Source organism: Mesorhizobium mediterraneum (assembly GCF_002284565.1).
GTDB lineage: Bacteria > Pseudomonadota > Alphaproteobacteria > Rhizobiales > Rhizobiaceae > Mesorhizobium > Mesorhizobium mediterraneum.
The window spans coordinates 156,857-178,564 of sequence record NZ_NPKI01000017.1 but is presented as its reverse complement, the minus strand read 5'-3'; the positions used below and the strand labels follow the sequence as shown (position 1 = coordinate 178,564).

Here is a 21,708-nt window from a genome sequence, read left to right as displayed (position 1 = left end):
CTAGGTATAAGGCGTCAAAATGGAGTGAAAACATGGTTTTGAGGGGCTTTCTTTTCATTTCTGTTTCTGTGGCTTCCCCGGCGTCCGCCGCGGAGGACTTCATCGAAGGCGTCTATCTCCAGTCCGAGGATCTTTGTGCGCAGGCCAGGAAGGACACACTGCAGTCGCTGATCGACGCTGGCAACATTGTGCTCTCGGCGCGTGGCCTGCAAAGCGTCGAATACGATTGCGAGTTCCTTCAGATCACCAAGGCGACGCTCTCGCCGAGCTGGGCGGTGACAGCCATATGCCAGGAGCCCGGCCACGTCTTTCCGGACGTTCTCTCCGTAACGCAAATGAACGCGAAGCAGATCGATCTGGTTTCGGTCCGATCTGCGGAAGACGAAAGCGAAGGGGGCAGCAACAGCGGCAGCTATTTCCTCTGCGACGGCGTGGCCCTGCCATAGACCTTACGGTCCCGGTTCTCGGCACGATGCATGTTGCGCGGCACGCGCCGCGCCGCTATAGCGCGGACTGGTTTTCCCGAGGCACAAACAAATATGTCCGTTGATCTTCTGACTGTGAAGCGCGTCGCGCGTCTCGCCCGCATTGCGGTGAGCGAGGAGGATGCCGAGCGCATGACCGGCGAGTTGAACGCCATTCTGGGCTTTGTCGAGCAGCTAAACGAGGTCGACGTGTCCGGCGTCGAGCCGATGACTTCGGTGACCCCGATGGAGATGAAGAAGCGCCAGGACGTCGTCACCGACGGCAGCAAGGCGGCCGACATCGTCGCCAACGCGCCGGCTACCGAAGAGAATTTCTTCCTGGTGCCGAAGGTCGTGGAGTAGCGGGCCGATGGCAATCGATATCGCCATCGAGACGCCGCTGCAGGACGATGTGCGCGGGTTGGTCGAGGAACTCAACGCCACGCTGCTCGAACTGACACCGCCGGAGCACTGCTACCACATGACCGTCGAGCAGATGGCCGACAACGACACGACTGTCTTCATCGCCCGTGACAGCAGCCTTGCCATCGGCTGCGGCGCACTGAAGCGCCACGATGCCGCTGTCGGCGAGATCAAGCGCATGTACACGCGGCCGTCGCATCGTGGACAGAAGATCGGCGCCAAGATCGTCGAGCGGATCGAGGCGTTGGCGCGCAATGAAGGGCTGAAGCGTCTGGTGCTGGAAACGGGCGACCGCCATCCGGCTGCGTGGACCGTTTATGAACGCGCCGGATTCTCGCGCTGCGGCCCGGTGCTGGACTATCCCCATTCCGAGTGGTCGGTGTTTTACGAAAAGAGCCTTGCCTGATGAGCGACCTGACCCACCTGACGATTTCGCAGGCCCGCGCCAAGCTGCGCGCCAAGGAAATCACCGCAACCGAGATCACCGAAGCCTATCTCTATGCGATCGAGCGGGCCAATCCGGCGCTCAACGCCTATGTCGTGGTCACCGACGACAAGGCGCGCGACATGGCCAAGGCCTCGGACGCGAAGCTGGCGAAGGGCGAGGGCGGGTCGCTCGAAGGCATTCCGCTCGGGATCAAGGACCTGTTCGGCACCGAAGGCATTCACACCCAGGCCTGCAGCCATGTGCTGGATGGGTTCAAGCCGCACTACGAATCGACCGTCACCGCCAATCTGTGGGCCGACGGCGCCGTGATGCTCGGCAAGCTCAACATGGACGAGTTCGCCATGGGCTCGTCCAACGAGACCTCCTATTACGGCCCCGTGGTCAATCCGTGGCGGCGTTCGCGGCTCGATACGGTGGTGATGCCGACCACGCATCAGGGCGATGGCGGTTTCGTCTCGGCCGGCGGCACCAGGACCGCGCGCACGCTGGACAACGCCCAGCTGGTGCCGGGCGGTTCGTCAGGCGGCTCGGCCTCGGCTGTCTCCGCGTTTCTATGTGCCGGCGCCACGGCCACGGACACCGGCGGCTCGATCCGCCAGCCCGCCGCCTTCACCGGCACGGTCGGCATCAAGCCGACCTACGGCCGCTGCTCGCGCTGGGGCATCGTCGCCTTCGCTTCGTCGCTCGACCAGGCCGGACCGATCGCCCGCGATGTGCGTGATGCCGCGATCCTCTTGAAATCCATGGCCTCGGTCGATCCGATGGACACCACCTCGGTCGACCGGCCGGTGCCGGATTACGAGGCGGCGATCGGCAAGCCGATCAAGGGCATGAAGATCGGCATCCCCAGGGAATACCGCGTCGACGGCATGCCCGAGGAGATCGAGGCGCTGTGGCAGAAGGGTATTGCCTGGCTGAAAGATGCCGGCGCCGAGATCGTCGACATTTCGCTCCCGCATACGAAATATGCGCTGCCGGCCTATTACATCGTTGCGCCTGCCGAAGCCTCGTCGAACCTCGCCCGCTATGACGGCGTCCGCTACGGGTTGCGGGTGCCGGGCAAGGACATCGTCGACATGTACGAGAGGACCCGCGCCGCCGGCCTCGGCCGCGAGGTCAAGCGCCGCATCATGATCGGCACTTATGTGCTCTCCGCCGGCTACTACGATGCCTACTATCTGCAGGCGCAGAAGGTGCGGAACCTCATCAAGCGGGATTTCGAAAATGCATTCGCGGCGGGCGTCGACGTCATCCTGACGCCGGCGACGCCGTCGGCGGCTTTTGGCATCGCCGACGAGGACATGGCCGCCGACCCAGTCAAAATGTACCTCAATGACATCTTTACGGTGACGGTGAACATGGCCGGACTGCCGGGCATCGCCGTGCCCGCAGGGCTTGACGCCAAGGGCCTGCCGCTCGGCCTGCAGCTCATCGGCCGGCCCTTCGATGAGGAAACCTTGTTCCAGACCGCCCACGTCATCGAACAGGCGGCGGGTACGTTCCAGCCGGAAAAGTGGTGGTAGTGTCGTCCCTTAGGCATCGCATTTGAATGATGCGGGGCGCTTTGGTCCTGGTTTATGCATGTCGTTACTCTAAAAGCGCCACGTGCTTATGGAGCGGTATGCATTAGAGCGACGTGCGTCCACTTGGACGCACAAAGTACGCTCTAGCACGTTGAATCTGCGCATCGTGCTTTCCGAGAATCGATTCCGATTTGGGCCGATGTGGGGGTGAGGGATGTTCTTCTATCTTTCCAAATTGCTCTGGTTCTTTGTCCAGCCGTTGAATTTTGCAATCTTCCTGTTGCTGGCGGGGCTGGTGGCGGCGATGTTCGGACGGCGACGATGGACCACCGCCGGCACCGTCCTTGCCGTTCTCATTCTTGCGCTTTCGAAATGGACGGAGCTCGGCGCAATAATGATCAGTCCGCTGGAAGATCGCTTCCCCAAGCCGCCGCTGCCGGAAAAGGTTGATGGTATCATTGTGCTGGGCGGCGGTCTGGAGAGCCCCATCAATGCCGTGCGTGGCGGCTATGAAATCAATGGCGCTGGCGACCGGATCGTCGAGGCGGCCGTACTGGCACGGCGTTTTCCGACTGCGAAAATCGTCATCTCCGGCGGCACCGTTGAGATGATGACCGCAGGTGAGGGCGATGCGGACACAGGCCCGCGCCTGCTCACTGCGCTTGGCGTGACGGCCGATCGGCTGGTCCTCGAGAACAAATCCCGCAACACCTACGAGAACGCAATCTTCACCAGGGAATTGGTGACGCCGAAACCGGGCGAGACCTGGCTGCTGGTGACCTCGGCCTTCCACATGCCGCGGGCCACGGCGCTGTTCGACAAAGCAGGTTTTCCGACCGTTGCGTGGCCGGTCGACTACATGACCTCCGGTAAGGAAAACATAGCCACGCTTCCCCCTTACAACGGGTTGGAGGTCACCACCACGGCGGTCCGTGAATGGATAGGGCTCGTCACCTATTGGCTGTCGGGCCGCATCGATCGGCTTTTCCCCGGACCGGGTGTCGGCTCGGGCGGCTGACCGATCACGGCTTGCCGCGCCGCCGAGAAGAACTGGCGACGTACCAGAACCGCCAGCAACAACAGCGTCGACAGCACGAACACCCTTGGATCGACGAACCAGCCGAGATAGCCGATCGAGAAGAACACACCGCGCATGCCGGAATTGAAGTGTTTTCCGGCCAGCATGTTCATGCGCGCCGCCCGCCATACCGCCGTCTCGCTGACCGGGTTGCGTGAGGCTTCGCCATGCGGGATCGGCACCGCGCCGATCAGAATCGAGCAGTAGTTGAACAGCCGGTAGGCCCAGCCGAACTTGAAGAAGGAATAGGCCAGGATCAGCACCAATCCGAACACCTTCATCTGAAAGGCGGAGCGGGATGATGTCGCGCCGAGCGGCAGGTTGCTCAGCACCGAAACAACCTGATCGGAGGCACCGAGCAGGGCGAAACAGCCGCCGATCGCAATCAGCGAGCTGGAGGCGAAAAAGGCGGTTCCCTGTTGAAGACCTGCCATGATGGCGGTGTCGACAATGCGAATCTCGCGTTCGGCCATGGTCCGCATCCAGGCTTCACGCTGCACGTTCATCGCCGTCGTCAGCGACATGCGGCTGACCAGCTTTCCGTCGGAGGCGAGCGTATGCAGCACCCATACGAAAAGGAAGAAGGCCAGCGCCACGAGGTCTGCCGTCGACAAATGGAAGGAATCGCCCATGCGACCCTTTTACCACAAGCGGTGGTGCCGCTTCGATGGCGGAACGCAACGATGTCGCTGCCGGAGCAAACAAGGTCGGCAGGTGCAGCGCCGCGATCTTCGAAAGAGCGGAAACATCACAGGAATTCCTATATGTAAATTCCAATAGGAGAGAGCGGCGCGTGTTCCTTTCGGTTTTCGACCTGTTCAAGATCGGTATTGGACCATCGAGTTCGCACACGATGGGACCGATGACGGCTGCGCGGCGTTTCCTCGACGAGATCGCGGGAGATGACTGGCCGCGCCCGGCCGGCGCCCGGGTCGACCGCATCGCCGCCAGCCTGCACGGCTCGCTCGCCTATACCGGCATCGGCCATGGTTCCGACCGTGCCGTCGTGCTCGGCCTTGCCGGCCAGACGCCCCAGACGGTGGACCCCGATCAGGCGGATGGAATCGTCGCCAGCATCGCTGCCGAGAAGCGGATTTCACCGCCCGGCCATCCCTCCTACCGCTTCGACCCGGCAACGGATCTGGTGCTGGATCGCAAGACGCCGCTTTCCGGCCATGCCAACGGCATGGCTTTCTCCGCCTATGATGCCGACGACCGGCTGCTGCTCAAGCGTATCTATTATTCGATCGGCGGCGGCTTCGTGGTTTCGGAGGAGGAGCTGCAGCGTATGAAGGCGAAGGGCTCGGTGACGACGGAAGGCAAGAAGGTTCCATACCCCTTCAAGAATGCCGTCGAGATGCTGTCGATGGCGGCGAAAAGCGGCCTTTCCATCGCCGACATGAAGCGCGTCAACGAAGAGACGCAGATGTCGCGCGAGGAGCTCGACGCCGGTCTTGACGGCATCTGGAGCGCCATGAAGAGCTGCATCGAACGCGGCCTGTCGCAGGACGGCATCATGCCGGGCGGACTGAAGGTGCGCCGACGCGCGCGGCAATTGCATGACAAGCTGCAAGAGCAGTGGCGGCAGAACCGGCCCAACCCGCTGCTCGCGAATGACTGGCTGTCGATCTATGCCATGGCGGTGAACGAGGAGAACGCCGCCGGCGGGCGCGTCGTCACCGCGCCGACCAATGGTGCTGCAGGCACGCTGCCCGCGGTGCTGCGCTACTGGCTGCATTTCCATCCCGAGGCCGACCAACCAAGTATCCGCGATTTCCTGCTGACCGCGGCGGCGATCGGCGGCATCATCAAGACCAACGCTTCGATCTCAGGCGCCGAAGTCGGCTGCCAGGGCGAGGTCGGTTCGGCCTCGGCGATGGCGGCGGCGGGGCTGTGCGCCGTCATGGGCGGCACGCCGGAGCAGGTCGAGAACGCCGCCGAGATCGCGCTCGAACATCATCTCGGCATGACCTGCGATCCGGTTGGCGGACTGGTGCAGGTGCCTTGCATCGAGCGCAATGCGCTCGGTGCCGTCAAGGCGGTGACTGCCGCGTCGCTGGCCATCAAGGGCGACGGCGTTCATTTCGTGCCGCTTGATGCCGCGATCGAGACCATGCGCCAGACCGGCCTCGACATGAACGAGAAATACAAGGAAACCAGCCTCGGCGGACTGGCCGTCAATATCGTGGAGTGCTGAGCCAACCTTGCACCATGGATTGGCACTGTGGAGAAAGTCGACCAGGCCGTTGACGCCTTCGCGCGCAGGACTAAACCTTAATCCATGTCTCTCAATATCATAAAGCTCTGTGTCGGCTGCGACAGCGTCGAAGATCTCGAAGAGTGGATCGCCTTCCGCCTCGACGAACGGCGGCGCGCCGGCGAGCCGGCCGAGCATTACCACACCACACGCATGATGCCGACGCGCGGCGCCGAGGTCACCGATGGCGGTTCCCTCTACTGGGTGATCAAGGGCAATGTGCAGTGCCGCCAGTTGATCACCGAAATCCGCCCTTTCACCGATGATGACGGCATTGGCCGCTGTCACCTGATGCTCGATCCTGTGGTCGTGCGCACCGACTGGCAGCCGCGCCGGGCCTTTCAAGGCTGGCGCTACCTGAAACCGTCGGACGCACCGGCCGATCTCGGTAAGGGCAAAGCGGGGCTGGTCGAGATGCCGCCGAAACTCAGGCGCGAGCTTGCCGATCTCGGCCTTCTCTAGGAAGGCCCAAATTCAAAGCTGCCGCTGGCCCTCCAGGTCGCCTCATCTGGGCTTGCAAGCTGTGCGACAACGCCACATCTTGAATGTCATGAGCGACAAGAAGCAGCCCGTGCCCGCCAAGGCCAATCCTGCGCCGGTCGAGCCCCAATCGAGCACCGGCGAGATCGACGCCTTTATCCGTCAGGCAAAAACGCTCGCAGCATCCGCGACCGGTTCTGGCAGGCTCATTCTGTCACTCGACGCGACGATGAGCCGTCAGCCGACCTGGGATCTCGCCTGTGCGCTGCAGGGCGAGATGTTCGACGCGGTCGGCAAGGCCGGAGCGCTCAAGGTTCAACTGGTCTATTTTCGGGGCCTTGGCGAGTGCCGCTCATCCGCATTCGTCAGCGATACGGAGGCGCTGAAACAGTTGATGACGAGGATCGATTGCCGCAGCGGACACACCCAGATCGGCAAGGTCCTCGCCCATACGCTGAAACAGACTGCTGCGGCCAAGGTCAACGCGTTGGTCTATATCGGCGATGCGATGGAAGAAAATATAGACGATCTGGCGGAAAAGGCCGGCAGCCTGGGCCTGCACGGCGTTCCTGTCTTCGTCTTTCAGGAGGGCCATGATTCCGGCGCAGAAAAGGCGTTCAAGGAAATTGCGCGGCTGTCCAAAGGAGCTTGGTTCCGATTTGATCGACGGGCTGGCGCAACCTTGGCCAGCCTGCTCTCGGCGGTCGCCGTGTTTGCGACCGGCGGGCTGAAGGCACTGGAGGCCAGGGGCAGGGCGGAAGACCGGCTGATGATCGAGCATCTGCGGGGCGGCAGGAAATGATGGGCGCGATTATCGCATTCGTGGCGTTGCTTTTGGTGCTGCTCGGCGTGGTCACGGTCTTTCTCCGCGCCGACCCTGCCAAACTCGCCAGCGGAATGAGGACGCTTGGGCCCGTCCTGTTGGCGCTGATCGGCGTCGCCGTGCTCCTGGTCGGACGCGAAGGCATCGGCGGCTTGATCCTGTCGGCGGCGCTCGCCTGGTATGGCTCCATGCGGATGAAGCGGCCGACGGCGAAACTGGAGCCGGGCAAGCATTCGACGGTGCGTACCGCGGCACTTGAGATGGAGCTTGATCACGATACCGGCAGTCTGGAGGGGCTGGTGCTTGCCGGCCGGCATGAAGGCAAGATGCTCGGCACCATGAGCCTTGCGGAATTGCAGCAGCTTTATCGCGAACTCCCCGGCGACCCGGAGAGCCGCCAGCTGCTAGAGACGTATCTTGACGGCAGATTTCCCATCTGGCGCAAAGACGCTGAGGCGAATGGTGGCGAAGGGCTGGGTGTTTCGCCAGGTTCGGGCGCCATGACTAAGGAGGAGGCCTACAAGATCCTTGGTCTTGAAGCGGGGGCCGCCGCGGCGGATGTCCGCAAGGCGCACCGCCGCCTGATGCAGCGCCTGCACCCCGATATCGGCGGCACGTCTTTTCTGGCGGCGCGGATCAATGAAGCCAAGGACGTCTTGCTCTCCGATCACAACTAGTCTCCTTCGACGCAGAATTTTTCCGGGAGATGTTTTCGACGCCGTCTACTGCTGGACGGCGTAGCACTCGATTTTCTTTTTCTTCAGGGCGTTGCAGGCTTTCCAGGCGGCAGTCTTCGAACCAAAGCCGAACCGGGCGCGGTAGTAGGTGACACCGTCCTTTTCGAAGGCGACGGTGAAACCTGTGGCATCGGCGAGGATCGAAGGCGCCTGCTTGCTCGTCTCGTCCAGGAGAGCCTGGGCTTCGGATTGTTTTGGCGAAGAGGCGACCTGGACCGCCCAGCCGGACGGCACCGATGCCGTGTTGACGGGGTCGACCGAAGCGGGTTCGGCATAGGCTGCTGCGACCCGTGCGGTCGCCACATCGTCCGCCGTGGCCACGGCCACCGTCTTGACCTTCCTGGTCTCAACGACGGGGGTGGTTTCTTCGACGACCGGCTCGGTTTCCTCAACAAGCGAGGCAATGACATCGTCGTCCGGCCTGCTGTCCGGCGTCGGCGCATCGCGCTTGGGCAGGAACACTTTTGCCAGCGCGGTGATCGGATTGCCGCCGCCTGCCTTGGCGATCAGCATGCCGCTGCCGCGTGACGACGCCTTCGGCATGTAGGTGTTGATCAATTCGGCCATCTGGTTGTCGCGGCTGCCACCGGATTTCCCGCCTATGATCACCGCTACGATGCGGCGATCGCCGTCGTCGACCGAGGAAACGAGATTGTAGCCGGAGGCGCGGGTGTAACCCGTCTTGATGCCGTCGACGCCCTTGATGCGCCCAAGCAGGCGGTTGTGGCCGTTGATGCGCTTGCGGCCGTAGAGAAAGGAACGCTGCGAGAAATAGCCGTAGTACTGGGGAAAATGCTCCCGTAGCGCGATGCCGAGCACCGCCATGTCGCGCGCGGTCGTGAACTGACCGGGATTTGGCAAGCCGTGGGCGTTGCGGAAAACGGTCCCCTTCATGCCCAGCGCACGTGCCTTGGCTGTCATCATGTGGGCGAAATTGGCTTCATTGCCGCCGAGAAGCTCGCCGAGCGCCGCTGCCGAGTCGTTTGCCGACTTGGTCACCATCGACAGGATCGCGGTCTCGACCGTGATCGCGCCGCCCGGTCTGACGCCGAGTTTCGTCGGCGGTTCGGCAGCAGCATTGGCCGAGAAGACGACCCGGGAGTTCTTGCTGATCTTGCCCTTCGCCAGGGCTTCGAAGGCCAGGTAGAGCGTCATCATCTTGGTGAGCGAGGCGGGATAGCGCCGACCATCCGCATTCGAAGAATAAAGCACCTTCCCGGTCTTGGCGTCGATGACAATGGCCGCCGACCTCGCCGCCATGGACGAAGCAGCATCGGCGACGACGAATGTCATCGCTAAAGCGAAGATCATGATCGTTTTCAAAGAGGATTTGGAGAGAATGCCCGACAACGCCTGACGCACCGATGGTTCCTTTGGATTTTTTGTTGCTCTGGAGGCGGCAAAGGTTCCTGCCTCACTTCCAGCCAAGCTATCGCGGTCAGCGTTACCAATCCGTTTATGGTAACCGCCGCGTTCACCATTTTCTTCGGGTTTGAGCTTCTCTTTATTCGAATTTTAGCCACCGCTAGTGCCTGGGCCGGTGACCGGGCCGATGTGCCATGCCGGCGTGCTGGCGCCGTACTCCGCGAACATTGACTTTTTGTGCATTGCACAATACATTACTTGCATTGCACAACGCGGCCCGAACAGGGCGCGTCCGCCGTTCAAGGGCAACCCTCAAGGGAGCGTGAAATGACCCAGACCTATGAAGATTTCAGCAAATACGGCAAGGAGTTTGCCGACACCGGCTTGAAGAGCTTCGCATCCCTTTCCAAAGGTGCGCAGGCCATCGCCACGGAGGCGGGCGAGTACACCAAGAAGAGCTTCGAAGCCGGCAGTGCAGCAGCCGAGAAACTTTTGTCGGCCAAGTCGCTGGAGAAGGCGATCGAGATCCAGTCCGATTTTGCCAAGCAGTCCTACGAATCCTTCGTCGCCGAAGCGACCAAGATCGGCGATCTCTATGCCGAGCTCGCCAAAGAAGCCTACAAGCCGTTCGAATCAATCGTCGCAAAAGCGAAATAATCTCGCTATAAAATGTGAAGATGGCCCTCGGGCCTGCAAGACAGACCCGGTCGCGAACGCGCGGCCGGGTTTTTTCGTGGCAATTTGAAATCAGGGCTCTCTGCTGCTTCACGATTTCGAAAATCGGCCAAGTTTGACCACCTAGCCATCAAGTTTGACCACCTAGCCATATTGTCAGCTAAACAGAAGGGCTTAAAATCGTCCATCGAACACCTACATGTCGAACTCGCTTGGGGATTCGAAAAAGGCAGGATTACGTGACTACAGGTTTGACTGCCACAGGAGATGTGGTGCGTATGCAAAACGGCAGCGACGGCAACGAGGCCGGTCGCGGCACGGCTGTCATCACGCGCACCAAAACCAAGACCAAGAAGCCTAGTCTTTATCGGGTCCTTATTCTCAACGACGACTACACGCCCATGGAATTCGTGGTTCACGTACTGGAGCGTTTTTTCCAGAAGGACCGTGAAGCCGCCACACGCATCATGCTACATGTTCACAATCATGGAGTTGGCGAGTGCGGGGTCTATACATTCGAGGTGGCCGAGACCAAAGTGTCTCAGGTCATGGATTTCGCCCGACAGAATCAGCATCCGCTGCAATGCGTGATGGAGAAGAAGTGAGGTAACATGCCGGCTTTCTCCCAAGGCCTGGAAAAGGCGCTTCACCAGGCGCTGACGCTCGCCAATGAGCGGCACCACGAATACGCAACCCTTGAACATTTGCTGCTCGCCCTCATCGACGACACCGAGGCGGCCGCGGTAATGCGCGCCTGCAACGTCGATCTCGACGAGCTGAAGCATACGGTTCTCACCTATATCGACACAGAGCTCGACAATCTCGTCACCGGTTACGACGAGGATTCCAAGCCGACGGCCGGTTTCCAGCGCGTCATCCAGCGCGCGGTGATCCATGTTCAGTCGTCCGGCCGCGAGGAAGTGTCCGGCGCCAACGTGCTCGTTGCCATCTTCGCCGAGCGCGAGAGCCATGCCGCCTATTTCCTGCAGGAACAGCAGATGACCCGTTATGACGCGGTCAACTACATCTCGCATGGCATCGCCAAGCGCCCCGGCGCATCCGAGACGCGGTCGCCGCGCGGCGCCGACGACGAGCAGGGCGGCCAGAACGGCGCCGAGCCGCAAGAGGACGGCGGCAAGAAAAAGCAGCAGCAGGACGCGCTGACCGCCTATTGCGTCAACCTGAACAACAAAGCCAAGGCCGGCAAGATCGATCCGCTGATTGGCCGCGAGTCCGAGATCAACCGCACCATCCAGGTGCTGTGCCGCCGCTCGAAGAACAATCCGCTCTATGTCGGAGACCCCGGCGTCGGAAAGACGGCGATTGCCGAAGGCCTTGCCAAGCGCATCGTCGAGGGCGACGTGCCGGAAGTGCTGCACAATGCCACCATCTTCGCGCTCGACATGGGCACGCTGCTGGCCGGCACGCGCTATCGCGGCGATTTCGAGGAGCGGCTGAAGCAGGTTGTCAAGGAACTCGAGGATTATCCGGGCGCGGTGCTGTTCATCGACGAGATCCACACCGTGATCGGGGCAGGGGCGACGTCGGGCGGCGCCATGGATGCGTCGAATCTGTTGAAGCCGGCGCTGTCGTCCGGCGCGATCCGCTGCATCGGCTCGACCACCTACAAGGAGTTCCGCCAGTTCTTCGAGAAGGATCGCGCCCTGGTGCGGCGCTTCCAGAAGATCGACGTCAACGAGCCGACCATCGAGGACGCCATCGAGATCATGAAGGGGCTGAAGCCGTATTTCGAGGAGTTCCACAAGGTTCGCTACACGGCTGAGGCGATCAAGGCTTCGGTCGAACTGTCGGCGCGCTACATCAACGACCGCAAGCTGCCGGACAAGGCGATCGACGTGATCGACGAGACCGGCGCCTCGCAGATGCTGGTGCCGGAGGCCAAGCGCAAGAAGACCATCGGCATCAAGGAGATCGAAGCGACGATCGCCACCATCGCCCGCATCCCGCCAAAGACGGTTTCCGCCGACGACGAGAAGGTGCTGGCCGGTCTCGACATCGAGCTGAAGCGCGTCGTCTACGGTCAGGATACCGCGATCACGGCGTTGACCTCGGCGATCAAGCTGGCGCGGGCCGGCCTGCGCGAACCGGAGAAGCCGATCGGCTCCTATCTGTTCTCGGGACCGACCGGGGTCGGCAAGACCGAAGTGGCAAAGCAGCTCGCCGCCTCGCTCGGTGTTGAGCTGATCCGCTTCGACATGTCGGAATATATGGAACGCCACACCGTCTCGCGGCTGATCGGCGCGCCTCCCGGCTATGTCGGCTTCGACCAGGGCGGCCTGTTGACCGACGGCGTCGACCAGCATCCGCACTGCGTGCTGTTGCTGGATGAGGTCGAGAAGGCGCATCCGGACCTGTTCAATATTCTGTTGCAGGTCATGGACCACGGCAAGCTGACCGACCACAACGGCAAGCAGATCGACTTCCGCAATGTCATCCTGATCATGACCACCAATGCGGGCGCCTCGGATGCGCAGCGCGCGGCGATCGGTTTCGGCTCGACCAAGCGTGAAGGCGACGACGTCGAAGCGATCAATCGGCTGTTCACGCCGGAGTTCCGCAATCGTCTCGATGCGATCATCCCGTTCGGCTCGCTGCCGGTTCCAGTCATCCACCAGGTGGTGCAGAAGTTCGTCATGCAGCTCGAGGCCCAGCTTTCCGAGCGTGGCGTCACCTTCGACCTGTCGCAGGAGGCGATCGCCTGGCTGGCCGAGAAGGGCTATGACGAGCGCATGGGAGCGCGGCCGCTCGGCCGGGTCATCCAGGAGCACATCAAGAAGCCGTTGGCCGACGAGGTGCTGTTCGGCAAGCTCAAGAAGGGCGGCACGGTGCGTGTCACCGTCGAGAAGAAGGAGACCGGCGAGACCGGCCTGAAGCTCGAGTCGCTCGCCGACGAGGCGCCGGTCAAGCCGAAGAAGGAAGAACCGGACGACACGCCGAAGCCCAAGAAGGCTGCCAGCAAGAAGCCCGTCGCGAAAAAGGCGATCGCGCAGAAGGCGGAGCCCAAAGGCAAGGATGGCAGCAAGCGCAGCCTGGTGCCGCAACTGCCCCGCAAGGGCTGATAGCCTGAAAGCTGAAAAGCCCCGGAAACGGGGCTTTTTTATTGGATAATGAGTGGTCGGGGGCGTTGTGTGCGACGCCCAGCTTCAGTTTCCCAGCGCCGTTCGTATCTTACCAGCGTTCTCAGCCAATACTTCCGGTTTCTCCATCTGCCCGCTATGCGGCGTCAAAGGAATTCCTTCGAAGCGAGGAATGACATGGACATGGAGGTGATAGACGGTCTGGCCCGAGGCAGGCTCGTTGAACTGCAGGATGGTGACACCATCGGCGCCGAAAGCCTTCTTCACCGCTAACGCCACCTTCTGCACGACGGCAAAGAGCGGGCCGAATGTTGCTGGGTCCGCGTCGAGCAGGTTGCGCGACTGCGCCTTCGGCACAACCAGTGTATGACCCGGCCCTTGCGGCATTACGTCCATGAAGGCGACGACCGCGTCATCTTCATAGACGCGATGCGACGGGATTTCACCGAGCAGGATTTTCGCGAAGATATTGTTGCTGTCGTAGGTGGGGTCGGCCATGGCGTGCGCTCCCGATTGTGCCTTACTTTAATCGTCCGCCAGATCCTTGCGGAACGGGGTGTGCTCTTCGAGATAGCCGCCCATCCGCTCCACTTCACGCCGCTCGCGCCTGAGATAGTCGGCGACCGCGTTGCGCAAGCCGGGATGCGCGATGTAATGCGCCGAATGCATGGTAACCGGCCTGTAGCCACGCGCCAGCTTGTGCTCGCCCTGCGCGCCCGCTTCGACCACTTTCAGCTTGCGGTCGATCGCGAAGTCGATCGCCTGGTGATAGCAGACCTCGAAATGCAGGAAGGGATGGTCTTCGATGCAGCCCCAGTTGCGCCCGTAGAGCGCATCGGAACCGATGAAATTGATGGCGCCGGCAATGTAGCGCCCATTGCGCTTGGCCATCACCAGCAGGATGTCGTCGGCCATGCGCTCGCCGATCATCGAGAAGAACTCGCGGCTGAGATAGGGCCGCCCCCATTTCCTGCTGCCGGTATCCATGTAGAAGGCAAAGAAGTCGTCCCAGACCCTTTCGGTCAGATCCTTGCCGGTCAGCCAGTCGATCGAGATGCCGTGAGCGAGCGCCTCGCGCCGCTCCTTCTTCAACGCCTTGCGCTTACGCGATGCCAGAGTGGCGAGAAAATCGTCGTAGGTCGAAAAACCTTCATTGAAGAAGTGGAACTGCTGGTCGGTGCGGTGCAGGAAGCCCGCCGCTTCCAATGCCCCAACATCTTTTTCCTGCGCGAAGGTCACGTGCGCGGAAGACACGCCGAGCTTTTCCGTCACCGCCTTCAGGCCTGCTGCCAAGCCGGCTTTCACTGCGCAACTGTCCTCGCCCTTGTTGGCCAGCAGGCGAGGGCCGGTGACCGGCGTGAACGGCACGGCGCATTGGAGTTTTGGATAATAGCGCCCGCCGGCGCGCTCAAACGCGTCCGACCAGCCGTGGTCGAAAACATATTCGCCCTGGCTGTGCGATTTCAGGTAGCAGGGAACGGCGCCGAGCAGTTTTCCCTGCGCTGTCTCCAGCCTGAGATGATGGCCCTGCCAGCCGGTGCGCCGCACGGCGCAGCCGGAATCTTCAAGCGCGCTCAGAAAAGCGAATGAAACGAGAGGGTTGTAGCCGTTTTCTGTATCGCCGCGGGTGGTGCTGCCGAGGCCATCCCATTCCGCGCAGGTAAAAGCTCCGATGCCGGAGGCAATCCGGATCGCATACTCTCCATTCGCCGTTTGCCCGTCGCCTTCATCGCCTTGATCCATTGGGCTTATTTAAGCTCCATGCCGGTCCATGCAAGCCCGGTTCAAGCGACCTGTATAAGATCGGGTTCGAATCCTTCGAACGTCATCTGATCGGCATATCTGAAGGTCAGGTCGACCGCCGGCTGGTCGAGCACCGTCCAGGTGATTACCGGCATTTTGAGCCTTTCGCGCACGAAGGAGACGAACCGGTTCGGCAGGTCGCCGGCGGCATAGGAGGTGAAGGCGATGTCATGCGCCAGCATGGCGAAATGCGCCTCGATCAGGGGTGTGTCTTTGCCATAGGCGGTCAGCCCGCCCGGAATGCCGGGCGCGTGTTTCGGGAAATCGCGGATCAGCCAGTGGTCGAACGACATGATTGCCGCCTTGCCCTTGTAGCGCTTGAGCATCTTGCCGACGCTTTCCACCAGGCCTTCGTCATGGCCGGGGGCCCCTTTCAGCTCGACGACCATCGGCACACGACCATCGACCAGGTCGAGTGCCTGCTGCAGGGTCGGCAGATGGTCCGATGTGCCGCCGATCTTGAGCGCCGTCATTTCCGCTGCCGTGCGCTGCCAGACGAAACCGTCCTGGCCGGTCAGCCGCTTCAGATCACGGTCATGGATGATGACCGGGATGCGGTCAGACGACAGATGCACGTCGCATTCGATCGCATAGCCGCGTTCGGCTGCCGCGGCGAAGGCGGAGAGAGTGTTCTCCCAGCGCGTCTTGTTCATGTCGTGGAGGCCGCGATGGGCCACGGGTCGGGCGGTCAGCCAGGAAAGGTCGGTCATGTCTGGCTCATTCGACTTCGAAAATGGCTTCGATTTCCACTGCGGCATTAAGCGGCAGGGAGGCGGCGCCGACGGCGGAGCGGGCATGTTTGCCGTGATCGCCAAGCACTGCAACCAGAAAATCCGAGGCGCCGTTGGCAACCAGATGCTGCTCTACAAAATCGGGCGCCGAGGCGACGAAGACGGTGATCTTCACCAGGCGGCGGATTCTCTCGAGATCGCCAAGTGCTGCCTTGGCCTGCGCCAATATGTTGATCGCGCAGTATTTTGCCGCTTCCTTGCCAGTTGCGGTGTCGACATCGCGGCCGAGCAGTCCGCTCGCCTGCACCTTGCCGTCCTTGAGCGGCAGCTGTCCGGCGGTGAACAGCAGATTGCCTGACCTGCAAAAGGGCACGTAGTTGGCGGCGGGCGCGGCGGCGATCGGAAGCGTCACGCCGAGGTCGCTCAGCCGCTTTTCGATTGTTTCATTCATGGTATTTCCCTATTGCTTGATGACGCCGCGCAGGTCGGGCCGAAATTGCTATTTTTGCCTCGCTTCCGCCACGACTTTTTTTAAGCTGGACCATCTTTCCCTGCGGCCTGCCATCAGGCGCGATCATCGGAGCTCCTCATGCGCGCAACACGTCTCGCATTCCATGCAGTCCTGCTGCCAGCGGTGTTCTCGATGGCGCCGGCTTTTGCCGTGCCGGCACTGCAGGCGCATCGCGCGGTTTATGATCTGAGCCTGGACAAGGCTTCCGACCGCTCGGGCATCACTGGCATTTCCGGCCGCATGGTCTATGAGTTCAACGGCTCGCCTTGCGAAGGCTACACGGTGAAGTTTCGCTTCGTCACCCAGATTGCCACCAACGACAACACAACAAAGCTGACCGACCAGCAGACGACCACTTTCGAGGACGCCGAAGGCAAGACTTTCTCGTTCGTGACAAAATCCTTTGTCGACCAGAACCTTGACAAGGAGGTCAAGGGCACGGCGACGAAGGAGACGAAGGGCCTCAAGGTCGACATCGACAAGCCGGAGAAGAACAGCCTCGAACTGGCCGCCACCCAGTTTCCGACCCAGCATCTGGTCGAGCTGATCGACAAGGCCGAAAAGGGCGAAAATTTCTACGAAACCAATCTGTTCGACGGCTCGGAAGATGCAGACAAGGTGATGACCACCACCGTCGTCGTCGGCAAGAAAGCCGATGCCGACAAGACCGATCCGGAAGCGCCGGCACTGGCGAAACTCGCCACCGACAAATACTGGCCAGTCGACATCGCCTATTTCGATGGCACCGACAAGACAGGCGAGGAGGTGCCGGAGTACCGGATCAGCTTCAAGCTGCATGAGAACGGCATCACGCGCGACCTCGTCATGGACTACGGCGAGTTCTCGATGACCGGCAAGCTGGTCAATCTGTCGTTGTTCGATCAGTCGAAGGCCTGTCCGCCGAAATAGGGCTTTCAGCTTAACCACGCCACAAAGCGGCGGCGGCGAATGACTTGAACACGCCGCAATTGCATCTCAACCTCTACGCCGACGGGTCGATCGGGGGGATGGGTTGAACAGAATCGATGTGTTCGTGGCGCCGAGGCCCAATCCGGCGCTGATCAGGATCATGACTGTCGTCAACCGGCTTGTCATGCTGCACGGCATTCCCGGATTTCGCGACCTGTTGCCGTTCAACCGCCTGGCCGGATTGCGCGGCGTCGCCAATGTCCGCCATATCGACTTTCCCGACGACGACCGGCAGCGGCTGAAGGCCTGTTGCGGGCCAGGCAAGGCGACGTTCATCACGCCCAACCATCCGGAATTCTTTACCGACTGGATGATCGACAAGGAGATCGTCTCGCAGGTCAGTCCGCTCGCGGCATCATGGGCCACGCATGGCGTCGTCAACGGCCTCGGCCGGATCATGCAGAAATTCTGGCTGGCCAACAATCTGATCGCCCAGATTCCCGGCAACAGTGGGGCTGCCAAGGAACACTCGATCGCCTGGGCGCTGAAAGGGCATGGTGTGCTCTTGCATCCCGAAGGCGGCGTCGGCTGGCATGCCGATGTTGTCGGTCCGCTTCTCCCGGGCGCGGTCGAGATGGGATTCGAAGCGCTCAAGCGCGCTCGCGCCACCGATCAGGATTCTAGGGTTTGGATCGCGCCGGTTGTCTGGAAGCTCGCCTTCACCAAGAATGTCGAGCCGGCTCTGGCGCAGGAATGCGCCTATGTCGAGAAGAGCCTGAAGATCGAGCGCCGTGCCGGCGATACGCTGCCGGAGCGCGTCCACCACATCTATGCGACGCTGCTGTCGCGCGATGAGATTGCCTGCGGCATGGCGCCCGACGAGCGGGCTTCGTATGCCGCGCGTCAAAAGCAACTGCTGTTCGAGCTGAGCCGGCGTCTGGGGGAGGGTATTTCGGTCGATCCCGGCGCCAACGAGGCTGCCGAGCTTTTGCGCCGGTCGCGCCGCTGGCTGCGGGAAAACACCGGTGACGCCGAACGGCAAAAACAGGTCCGGGCGCTGGCGGACACGATCCAGCGTCTCCAACGCGTTGGGAAGTGGGCCTCAGCCAACCCGCGCATCACGCAAGAGGAGATCGCCGAGCATCTGAAGCGTATCCGCAATGATTATTGCAAAGGCACGCTGCGCGACACGGTCAACCGCTTCGTGCCGCAACCGGCCGGGCCGCGCTGCGCTCATATCCGGGTGCCGGAGCCGTTGGGATTGCACGCCTATCCCGGCTCGATCGAAGATGCGCTTGCAGAGTTGCACAGCCGCATGCAGGAGGCCGTCACCAGGACCGTAGCCGAACTCGAAGCCGCCGGCGGCTTCATTTTCTATCCGAATCCCTTCTATCATCGCTAGCATTGGATCTTGGCTCTATGTGAGCTGCGGCTCCGCTGGTCGGCGCAAGATGAAGGAGTGCGGCAAGCCTCATGGCGGTCTATGTCGACGCGGCGATCTGGAAATGGGTCGGCCACCGCTGGTGTCACCTGCTGGCCGACGACACCGACGAGCTGCATCGTTTTGCAGCACAGCTCGGCGTCAAGCGCTCGTCCTATCAGGGACCGCCGAAGACATCGGCGCCGCATTATGACATAACCGGCTTCGAGCGCGACCGCGCGGTGCGGTTAGGCGCCATCGAATGCAGCCGCGAGGAGATCGTCGCTGTTTTCCGGCGTGTCCGCGTGCCGAAGGGGAAGATACGGCCATGACGTTGACGGCATTTTTGGCTTACTGCGCTGCGATCACATTCGCCGCCGCCACGCCTGGCCCGGCGGTATTCACGGTCATTGCCAACGGCGTCTCGCGCGGGTTCGTTCGCGCGTTCCTGGCTGGCCTCGGTATCGCCGCTGGCGACGCGGTGCTGGTGACTTTGGCGCTGCTCGGTCTCGTGGCACTGGCACAGACCTTCGAATGGGTTTTTCTCATCCTGAAATATGCGGGTGCTGCCTATCTGATGTTTCTTGGCATCAGGATGTGGCGATCGGCTTCCGCGCGATCGGATGGACTGGAGGTAACGCAGGCAAGACTGTCTCGATCGTTTTACCTCGGCGTCTCCATCGCATTGGGCAACCCCAAGGCGATCCTGTTCCACGCCTCGATCATGCCGTTGATCCTCGATCTCAACGCAATGACCTTCGCTGAGGGGCTGCTCGTGGTTGCGGTCGTGATCGGCGTCAACATTATCACTATGGGCGTCTATGCGGTGCTTGCCGGGCAGGCTTCGAGCTGGTTCAAGACGCCAAGACGGATGCGCTTGATGAGCAGGTTTGCCGGCGGCGCCATGATCGGCACCGGTGCGCTGATCGCCGCACGCTGAGCACAACACACCGCAGCGCTTGCGTTTGTCGCGCATCCCCTCTATATGCGCGCTCATTCCACACACGGACTTTGGTGTCTGCCCGGGAGAAATCCGGCTGAAACCTCCGGTGGCGTTCGAGGACAAAGTCCAAAAATGCCTGTGTCCGTGGAGGCTAACCGGAAAAGGAACTTTAGAATGGCTCTGCCTGATTTCAGCATGCGTCAGCTTTTGGAAGCTGGCATTCACTTCGGCCACCAGACCCACCGCTGGAACCCGAAGATGGCGCCCTATATCTACGGCGCCCGCAACAACATCCACATCATCGACCTCTCGCAGACGGTGCCGCTGCTGCACCAGGCGCTGAAGCAGGTTTCCGACACCGTCGCCAAGGGCGGCCGCGTGCTGTTCGTCGGCACCAAGCGCCAGGCGTCCGACATCGTCGCCGACGCCGCGCAGCGCTCGGCCCAGTACTATGTCAACTCCCGCTGGCTCGGCGGCATGATGACCAACTGGAAGACGATCTCGAATTCCATCCAGCGACTGCGCAAGCTCGACGAGATGCTGGCCGGCGAGGCCCAGGGGCTCACCAAGAAGGAGCGCCTCAACCTCGATCGCGAGCGCGAGAAGCTCGACAAGGCGCTGGGCGGCATCAAGGACATGGGCTCGACGCCCGACCTGATGTTCGTGATCGACACCAACAAGGAAGCGATCGCCATCCTCGAGGCCAAGCGTCTCGGCATCCCGGTCGTCGCCATCATCGATTCCAACTGCGATCCGGACAAGATCGATTTCCCGATTCCGGGCAATGATGACGCGGCCCGCGCCATCCAGCTCTATTGCGATCTGATCGCCAAGGCTGCAATCGACGGCATCGCTCGCCAGCAGGGCGCGCTCGGTGTCGATGTCGGCGCTTTGGCCGAGGCTCCGGTCGAGCCGGCACTCGAGCCGACGCCGGCCGCCGAGACACCGGCTGCCCAGACTCCGGAAGCGTAACAGCGAAGGCCGGTTTCGGCCTTCATCTTTCTCATATTTTGGCGCGCTAAGCGCTGGCGCCAGGCGCATCATCGAGGACCGGTGGTGCGTCGGTGCATTTTAAAACAAAGAGGCGACAATGAGCATTTCGGCTGCACAGGTCAAAGAACTCCGCGACTTGACCGGCGCGGGCATGATGGATTGCAAGGCGGCGTTGAACGAGACCAACGGCAACATGGAAGAGGCCGTCGACTGGCTGCGCAAGAAGGGCATCTCCAAGGCCGACAAGAAGGCCGGCCGTACCGCGGCCGAGGGTCTCATCGGCGTCGATTCCGGTATCCGCGAGGCGGCAGTCGTCGAGGTCAATTCCGAGACCGACTTCGTTGCCCGCAACGCTGCCTTCCAGGAGATCGTCGCCAAGGTCGCCAAGGTCGCGCTCGCCTATGGTGGCAAGACCGAGGCCGTCGCAGCCGCGCCGTATCCGGGTTCGGACAAGTCGGTCACCGAGACCATCAAGGACGCTGTCGGCACGATCGGCGAGAATCTTGGTTTCCGCCGTTCGGCCAAGCTCACCGTCGAGCACGGCGCTGTTGCGACCTACGTCCACAATGCGGTTGCCGACGGCCTTGGCAAGCTCGGCGTGCTGGTCGCCATCGAAACAACAGGCAACGCGCAGGCAGCCAACGCCTTTGCCCGCCAAGTCGCCATGCATGTCGCCGCCACCAACCCGATGGCGCTGACGACGGAACAGCTCGATCCGGCCGCGGTCGAGCGCGAGAAGGCGATCTTCGCCGACCAGGCGCGCCAGTCCGGCAAGCCGGAAGCGATCATCGAGAAGATGGTCGAGGGCCGTCTGCGCAAGTTCTACGAAGAGGTCGTGCTGCTCAAGCAGGCTTTTGTGCTCAATCCCGACATCACCGTCGAGAAGGCGCTGACGGATGCCGAAAAGGAAATCGGCGCACCGGCCAAGATCACTGCCTATCTGCGCTTCGCGCTCGGCGAGGGCATCGAGAAGGAAGAGACCGATTTCGCGGCGGAAGTCGCGGCAGCGGTCAAGAAGTAAACCGCA

24 protein-coding genes are annotated in these 21,708 nt (G+C 61.7%); 18 read left to right on the top strand and 6 right to left on the bottom strand.

Features of this window, described 5'->3' with window-relative positions; translation table 11 throughout:
• The first annotated feature begins 32 nt into the window (after window positions 1–32).
• The 5 genes from CIT25_RS14750 to CIT25_RS14730 all read left to right on the top strand — a co-directional run bounded on the left by CIT25_RS14750 (window position 33) and on the right by CIT25_RS14730 (window position 3,876).
• On the top strand, window positions 33–446 hold the full coding sequence (locus CIT25_RS14750) for a hypothetical protein (protein WP_095485275.1): 414 nt from the start codon (window positions 33–35) through the stop codon (window positions 444–446).
• A 93-nt stretch (window positions 447–539) separates the two neighbouring features.
• The gene (gene gatC, locus CIT25_RS14745) at window positions 540–827 is read left to right on the top strand and encodes an Asp-tRNA(Asn)/Glu-tRNA(Gln) amidotransferase subunit GatC (protein WP_095485274.1); all 288 of its coding nucleotides are present in this window, start codon (window positions 540–542) and stop codon (window positions 825–827) included.
• A 7-nt stretch (window positions 828–834) separates the two neighbouring features.
• The gene (locus tag CIT25_RS14740) at window positions 835–1,293 is read left to right on the top strand and encodes a GNAT family N-acetyltransferase (protein ID WP_095485273.1); all 459 of its coding nucleotides are present in this window, start codon (window positions 835–837) and stop codon (window positions 1,291–1,293) included.
• On the top strand, window positions 1,293–2,858 hold the full coding sequence (locus tag CIT25_RS14735) for an amidase (protein ID WP_095485272.1): 1,566 nt from the start codon (window positions 1,293–1,295) through the stop codon (window positions 2,856–2,858). The genes CIT25_RS14740 and CIT25_RS14735 overlap by 1 nt, the downstream gene beginning before the upstream one ends.
• A gap of 214 nt (window positions 2,859–3,072) precedes the next feature.
• Window positions 3,073–3,876 carry a YdcF family protein gene (locus tag CIT25_RS14730; RefSeq protein WP_095485271.1) on the top strand — a complete coding sequence of 268 codons (804 nt, stop codon included), beginning with the start codon at window positions 3,073–3,075 and terminating at the stop codon, window positions 3,874–3,876.
• Here the strand turns inward: CIT25_RS14730 and CIT25_RS14725 are convergent.
• Window positions 3,813–4,568, bottom strand: coding sequence for a DUF599 domain-containing protein (locus CIT25_RS14725; RefSeq protein ID WP_095485270.1), 756 nt, complete (start codon window positions 4,566–4,568; stop codon window positions 3,813–3,815). The two genes, CIT25_RS14730 and CIT25_RS14725, sit on opposite strands and share 64 nt — an antisense overlap.
• Before the next feature lie 161 nt (window positions 4,569–4,729).
• Between CIT25_RS14725 and CIT25_RS14720 the strand changes: the two genes are divergently transcribed.
• The 4 genes from CIT25_RS14720 (at window position 4,730) to CIT25_RS14705 (ending at window position 8,173) form a co-directional block, all read left to right on the top strand.
• Window positions 4,730–6,133, top strand: a complete 1,404-nt coding sequence (locus CIT25_RS14720) for an L-serine ammonia-lyase (protein WP_095485562.1) — start codon at window positions 4,730–4,732, stop codon at window positions 6,131–6,133.
• A gap of 84 nt (window positions 6,134–6,217) precedes the next feature.
• Window positions 6,218–6,655 carry a DUF1489 family protein gene (locus CIT25_RS14715; RefSeq protein WP_095485269.1) on the top strand — a complete coding sequence of 146 codons (438 nt, stop codon included), beginning with the start codon at window positions 6,218–6,220 and terminating at the stop codon, window positions 6,653–6,655.
• Between the two features lie 88 nt (window positions 6,656–6,743).
• A complete protein-coding gene (locus CIT25_RS14710) occupies window positions 6,744–7,475 on the top strand; it encodes a hypothetical protein (protein WP_095485268.1) in 732 nt (243 codons plus the stop codon).
• Window positions 7,472–8,173: a DnaJ domain-containing protein gene (locus CIT25_RS14705; protein ID WP_206072951.1), complete on the top strand. Its 702-nt coding sequence runs from the start codon at window positions 7,472–7,474 to the stop codon at window positions 8,171–8,173. Before CIT25_RS14710 ends, CIT25_RS14705 begins: the two co-directional genes overlap by 4 nt.
• A gap of 45 nt (window positions 8,174–8,218) precedes the next feature.
• Here CIT25_RS14705 and CIT25_RS14700 read toward each other — a convergent pair whose 3' ends face one another.
• Window positions 8,219–9,595: a D-alanyl-D-alanine carboxypeptidase gene (locus CIT25_RS14700; RefSeq protein ID WP_095485266.1), complete on the bottom strand. Its 1,377-nt coding sequence runs from the start codon at window positions 9,593–9,595 to the stop codon at window positions 8,219–8,221.
• Between the two features lie 330 nt (window positions 9,596–9,925).
• On the opposite strand from CIT25_RS14700, the gene CIT25_RS14695 reads away from it, so the two are divergent.
• From CIT25_RS14695 to clpA, 3 genes are all read left to right on the top strand, one after another.
• Window positions 9,926–10,255, top strand: a complete 330-nt coding sequence (locus CIT25_RS14695; protein ID WP_095485265.1) for a phasin family protein — start codon at window positions 9,926–9,928, stop codon at window positions 10,253–10,255.
• 296 nt (window positions 10,256–10,551) lie between these two features.
• Window positions 10,552–10,878 (top strand): ATP-dependent Clp protease adapter ClpS, encoded by a 327-nt coding sequence (gene clpS / locus CIT25_RS14690; protein WP_036241697.1) that lies wholly within the window; start codon window positions 10,552–10,554, stop codon window positions 10,876–10,878.
• A 6-nt stretch (window positions 10,879–10,884) separates the two neighbouring features.
• Entirely contained in the window at window positions 10,885–13,353 is a 2,469-nt protein-coding gene (gene clpA / locus CIT25_RS14685; RefSeq protein WP_095485264.1) for an ATP-dependent Clp protease ATP-binding subunit ClpA, read from the top strand.
• An 84-nt stretch (window positions 13,354–13,437) separates the two neighbouring features.
• Here the strand turns inward: clpA and CIT25_RS14680 are convergent, their stop codons facing one another.
• Genes CIT25_RS14680 through CIT25_RS14665 form a run of 4 tightly spaced genes read right to left on the bottom strand, consistent with a single transcriptional unit; the run spans window position 13,438 to window position 16,356 of the window.
• Entirely contained in the window at window positions 13,438–13,869 is a 432-nt protein-coding gene (locus tag CIT25_RS14680; RefSeq protein WP_095485263.1) for an HIT family protein, read from the bottom strand.
• 27 nt (window positions 13,870–13,896) lie between these two features.
• Entirely contained in the window at window positions 13,897–15,114 is a 1,218-nt protein-coding gene (locus tag CIT25_RS14675) for a GNAT family N-acetyltransferase (RefSeq protein WP_095485262.1), read from the bottom strand.
• Between the two features lie 41 nt (window positions 15,115–15,155).
• Window positions 15,156–15,884, bottom strand: a complete 729-nt coding sequence (locus CIT25_RS14670; protein ID WP_095485261.1) for a glycerophosphodiester phosphodiesterase — start codon at window positions 15,882–15,884, stop codon at window positions 15,156–15,158.
• A 7-nt stretch (window positions 15,885–15,891) separates the two neighbouring features.
• Window positions 15,892–16,356, bottom strand: coding sequence for a RidA family protein (locus CIT25_RS14665; protein ID WP_095485260.1), 465 nt, complete (start codon window positions 16,354–16,356; stop codon window positions 15,892–15,894).
• A 138-nt stretch (window positions 16,357–16,494) separates the two neighbouring features.
• Between CIT25_RS14665 and CIT25_RS14660 the strand changes: the two genes are divergently transcribed.
• The 6 genes from CIT25_RS14660 to tsf all read left to right on the top strand — a co-directional run bounded on the left by CIT25_RS14660 (window position 16,495) and on the right by tsf (window position 21,702).
• Window positions 16,495–17,325: a cell envelope integrity EipB family protein gene (locus tag CIT25_RS14660; protein ID WP_095485259.1), complete on the top strand. Its 831-nt coding sequence runs from the start codon at window positions 16,495–16,497 to the stop codon at window positions 17,323–17,325.
• 103 nt (window positions 17,326–17,428) lie between these two features.
• The gene (locus CIT25_RS14655; RefSeq protein WP_095485258.1) at window positions 17,429–18,727 is read left to right on the top strand and encodes a hypothetical protein; all 1,299 of its coding nucleotides are present in this window, start codon (window positions 17,429–17,431) and stop codon (window positions 18,725–18,727) included.
• Between the two features lie 71 nt (window positions 18,728–18,798).
• A complete protein-coding gene (locus tag CIT25_RS14650) occupies window positions 18,799–19,077 on the top strand; it encodes a DUF4031 domain-containing protein (protein WP_029352779.1) in 279 nt (92 codons plus the stop codon).
• The gene (locus CIT25_RS14645; protein WP_095485257.1) at window positions 19,074–19,685 is read left to right on the top strand and encodes a LysE family translocator; all 612 of its coding nucleotides are present in this window, start codon (window positions 19,074–19,076) and stop codon (window positions 19,683–19,685) included. The genes CIT25_RS14650 and CIT25_RS14645 overlap by 4 nt, the downstream gene beginning before the upstream one ends.
• A 177-nt stretch (window positions 19,686–19,862) precedes the next feature.
• Window positions 19,863–20,660, top strand: coding sequence for a 30S ribosomal protein S2 (rpsB, locus tag CIT25_RS14640; RefSeq protein WP_095485256.1), 798 nt, complete (start codon window positions 19,863–19,865; stop codon window positions 20,658–20,660).
• Window positions 20,661–20,778: 118 nt separating this feature from the next.
• On the top strand, window positions 20,779–21,702 hold the full coding sequence (gene tsf, locus CIT25_RS14635; RefSeq protein ID WP_095485255.1) for a translation elongation factor Ts: 924 nt from the start codon (window positions 20,779–20,781) through the stop codon (window positions 21,700–21,702).
• Window positions 21,703–21,708: the final 6 nt, after the last annotated feature.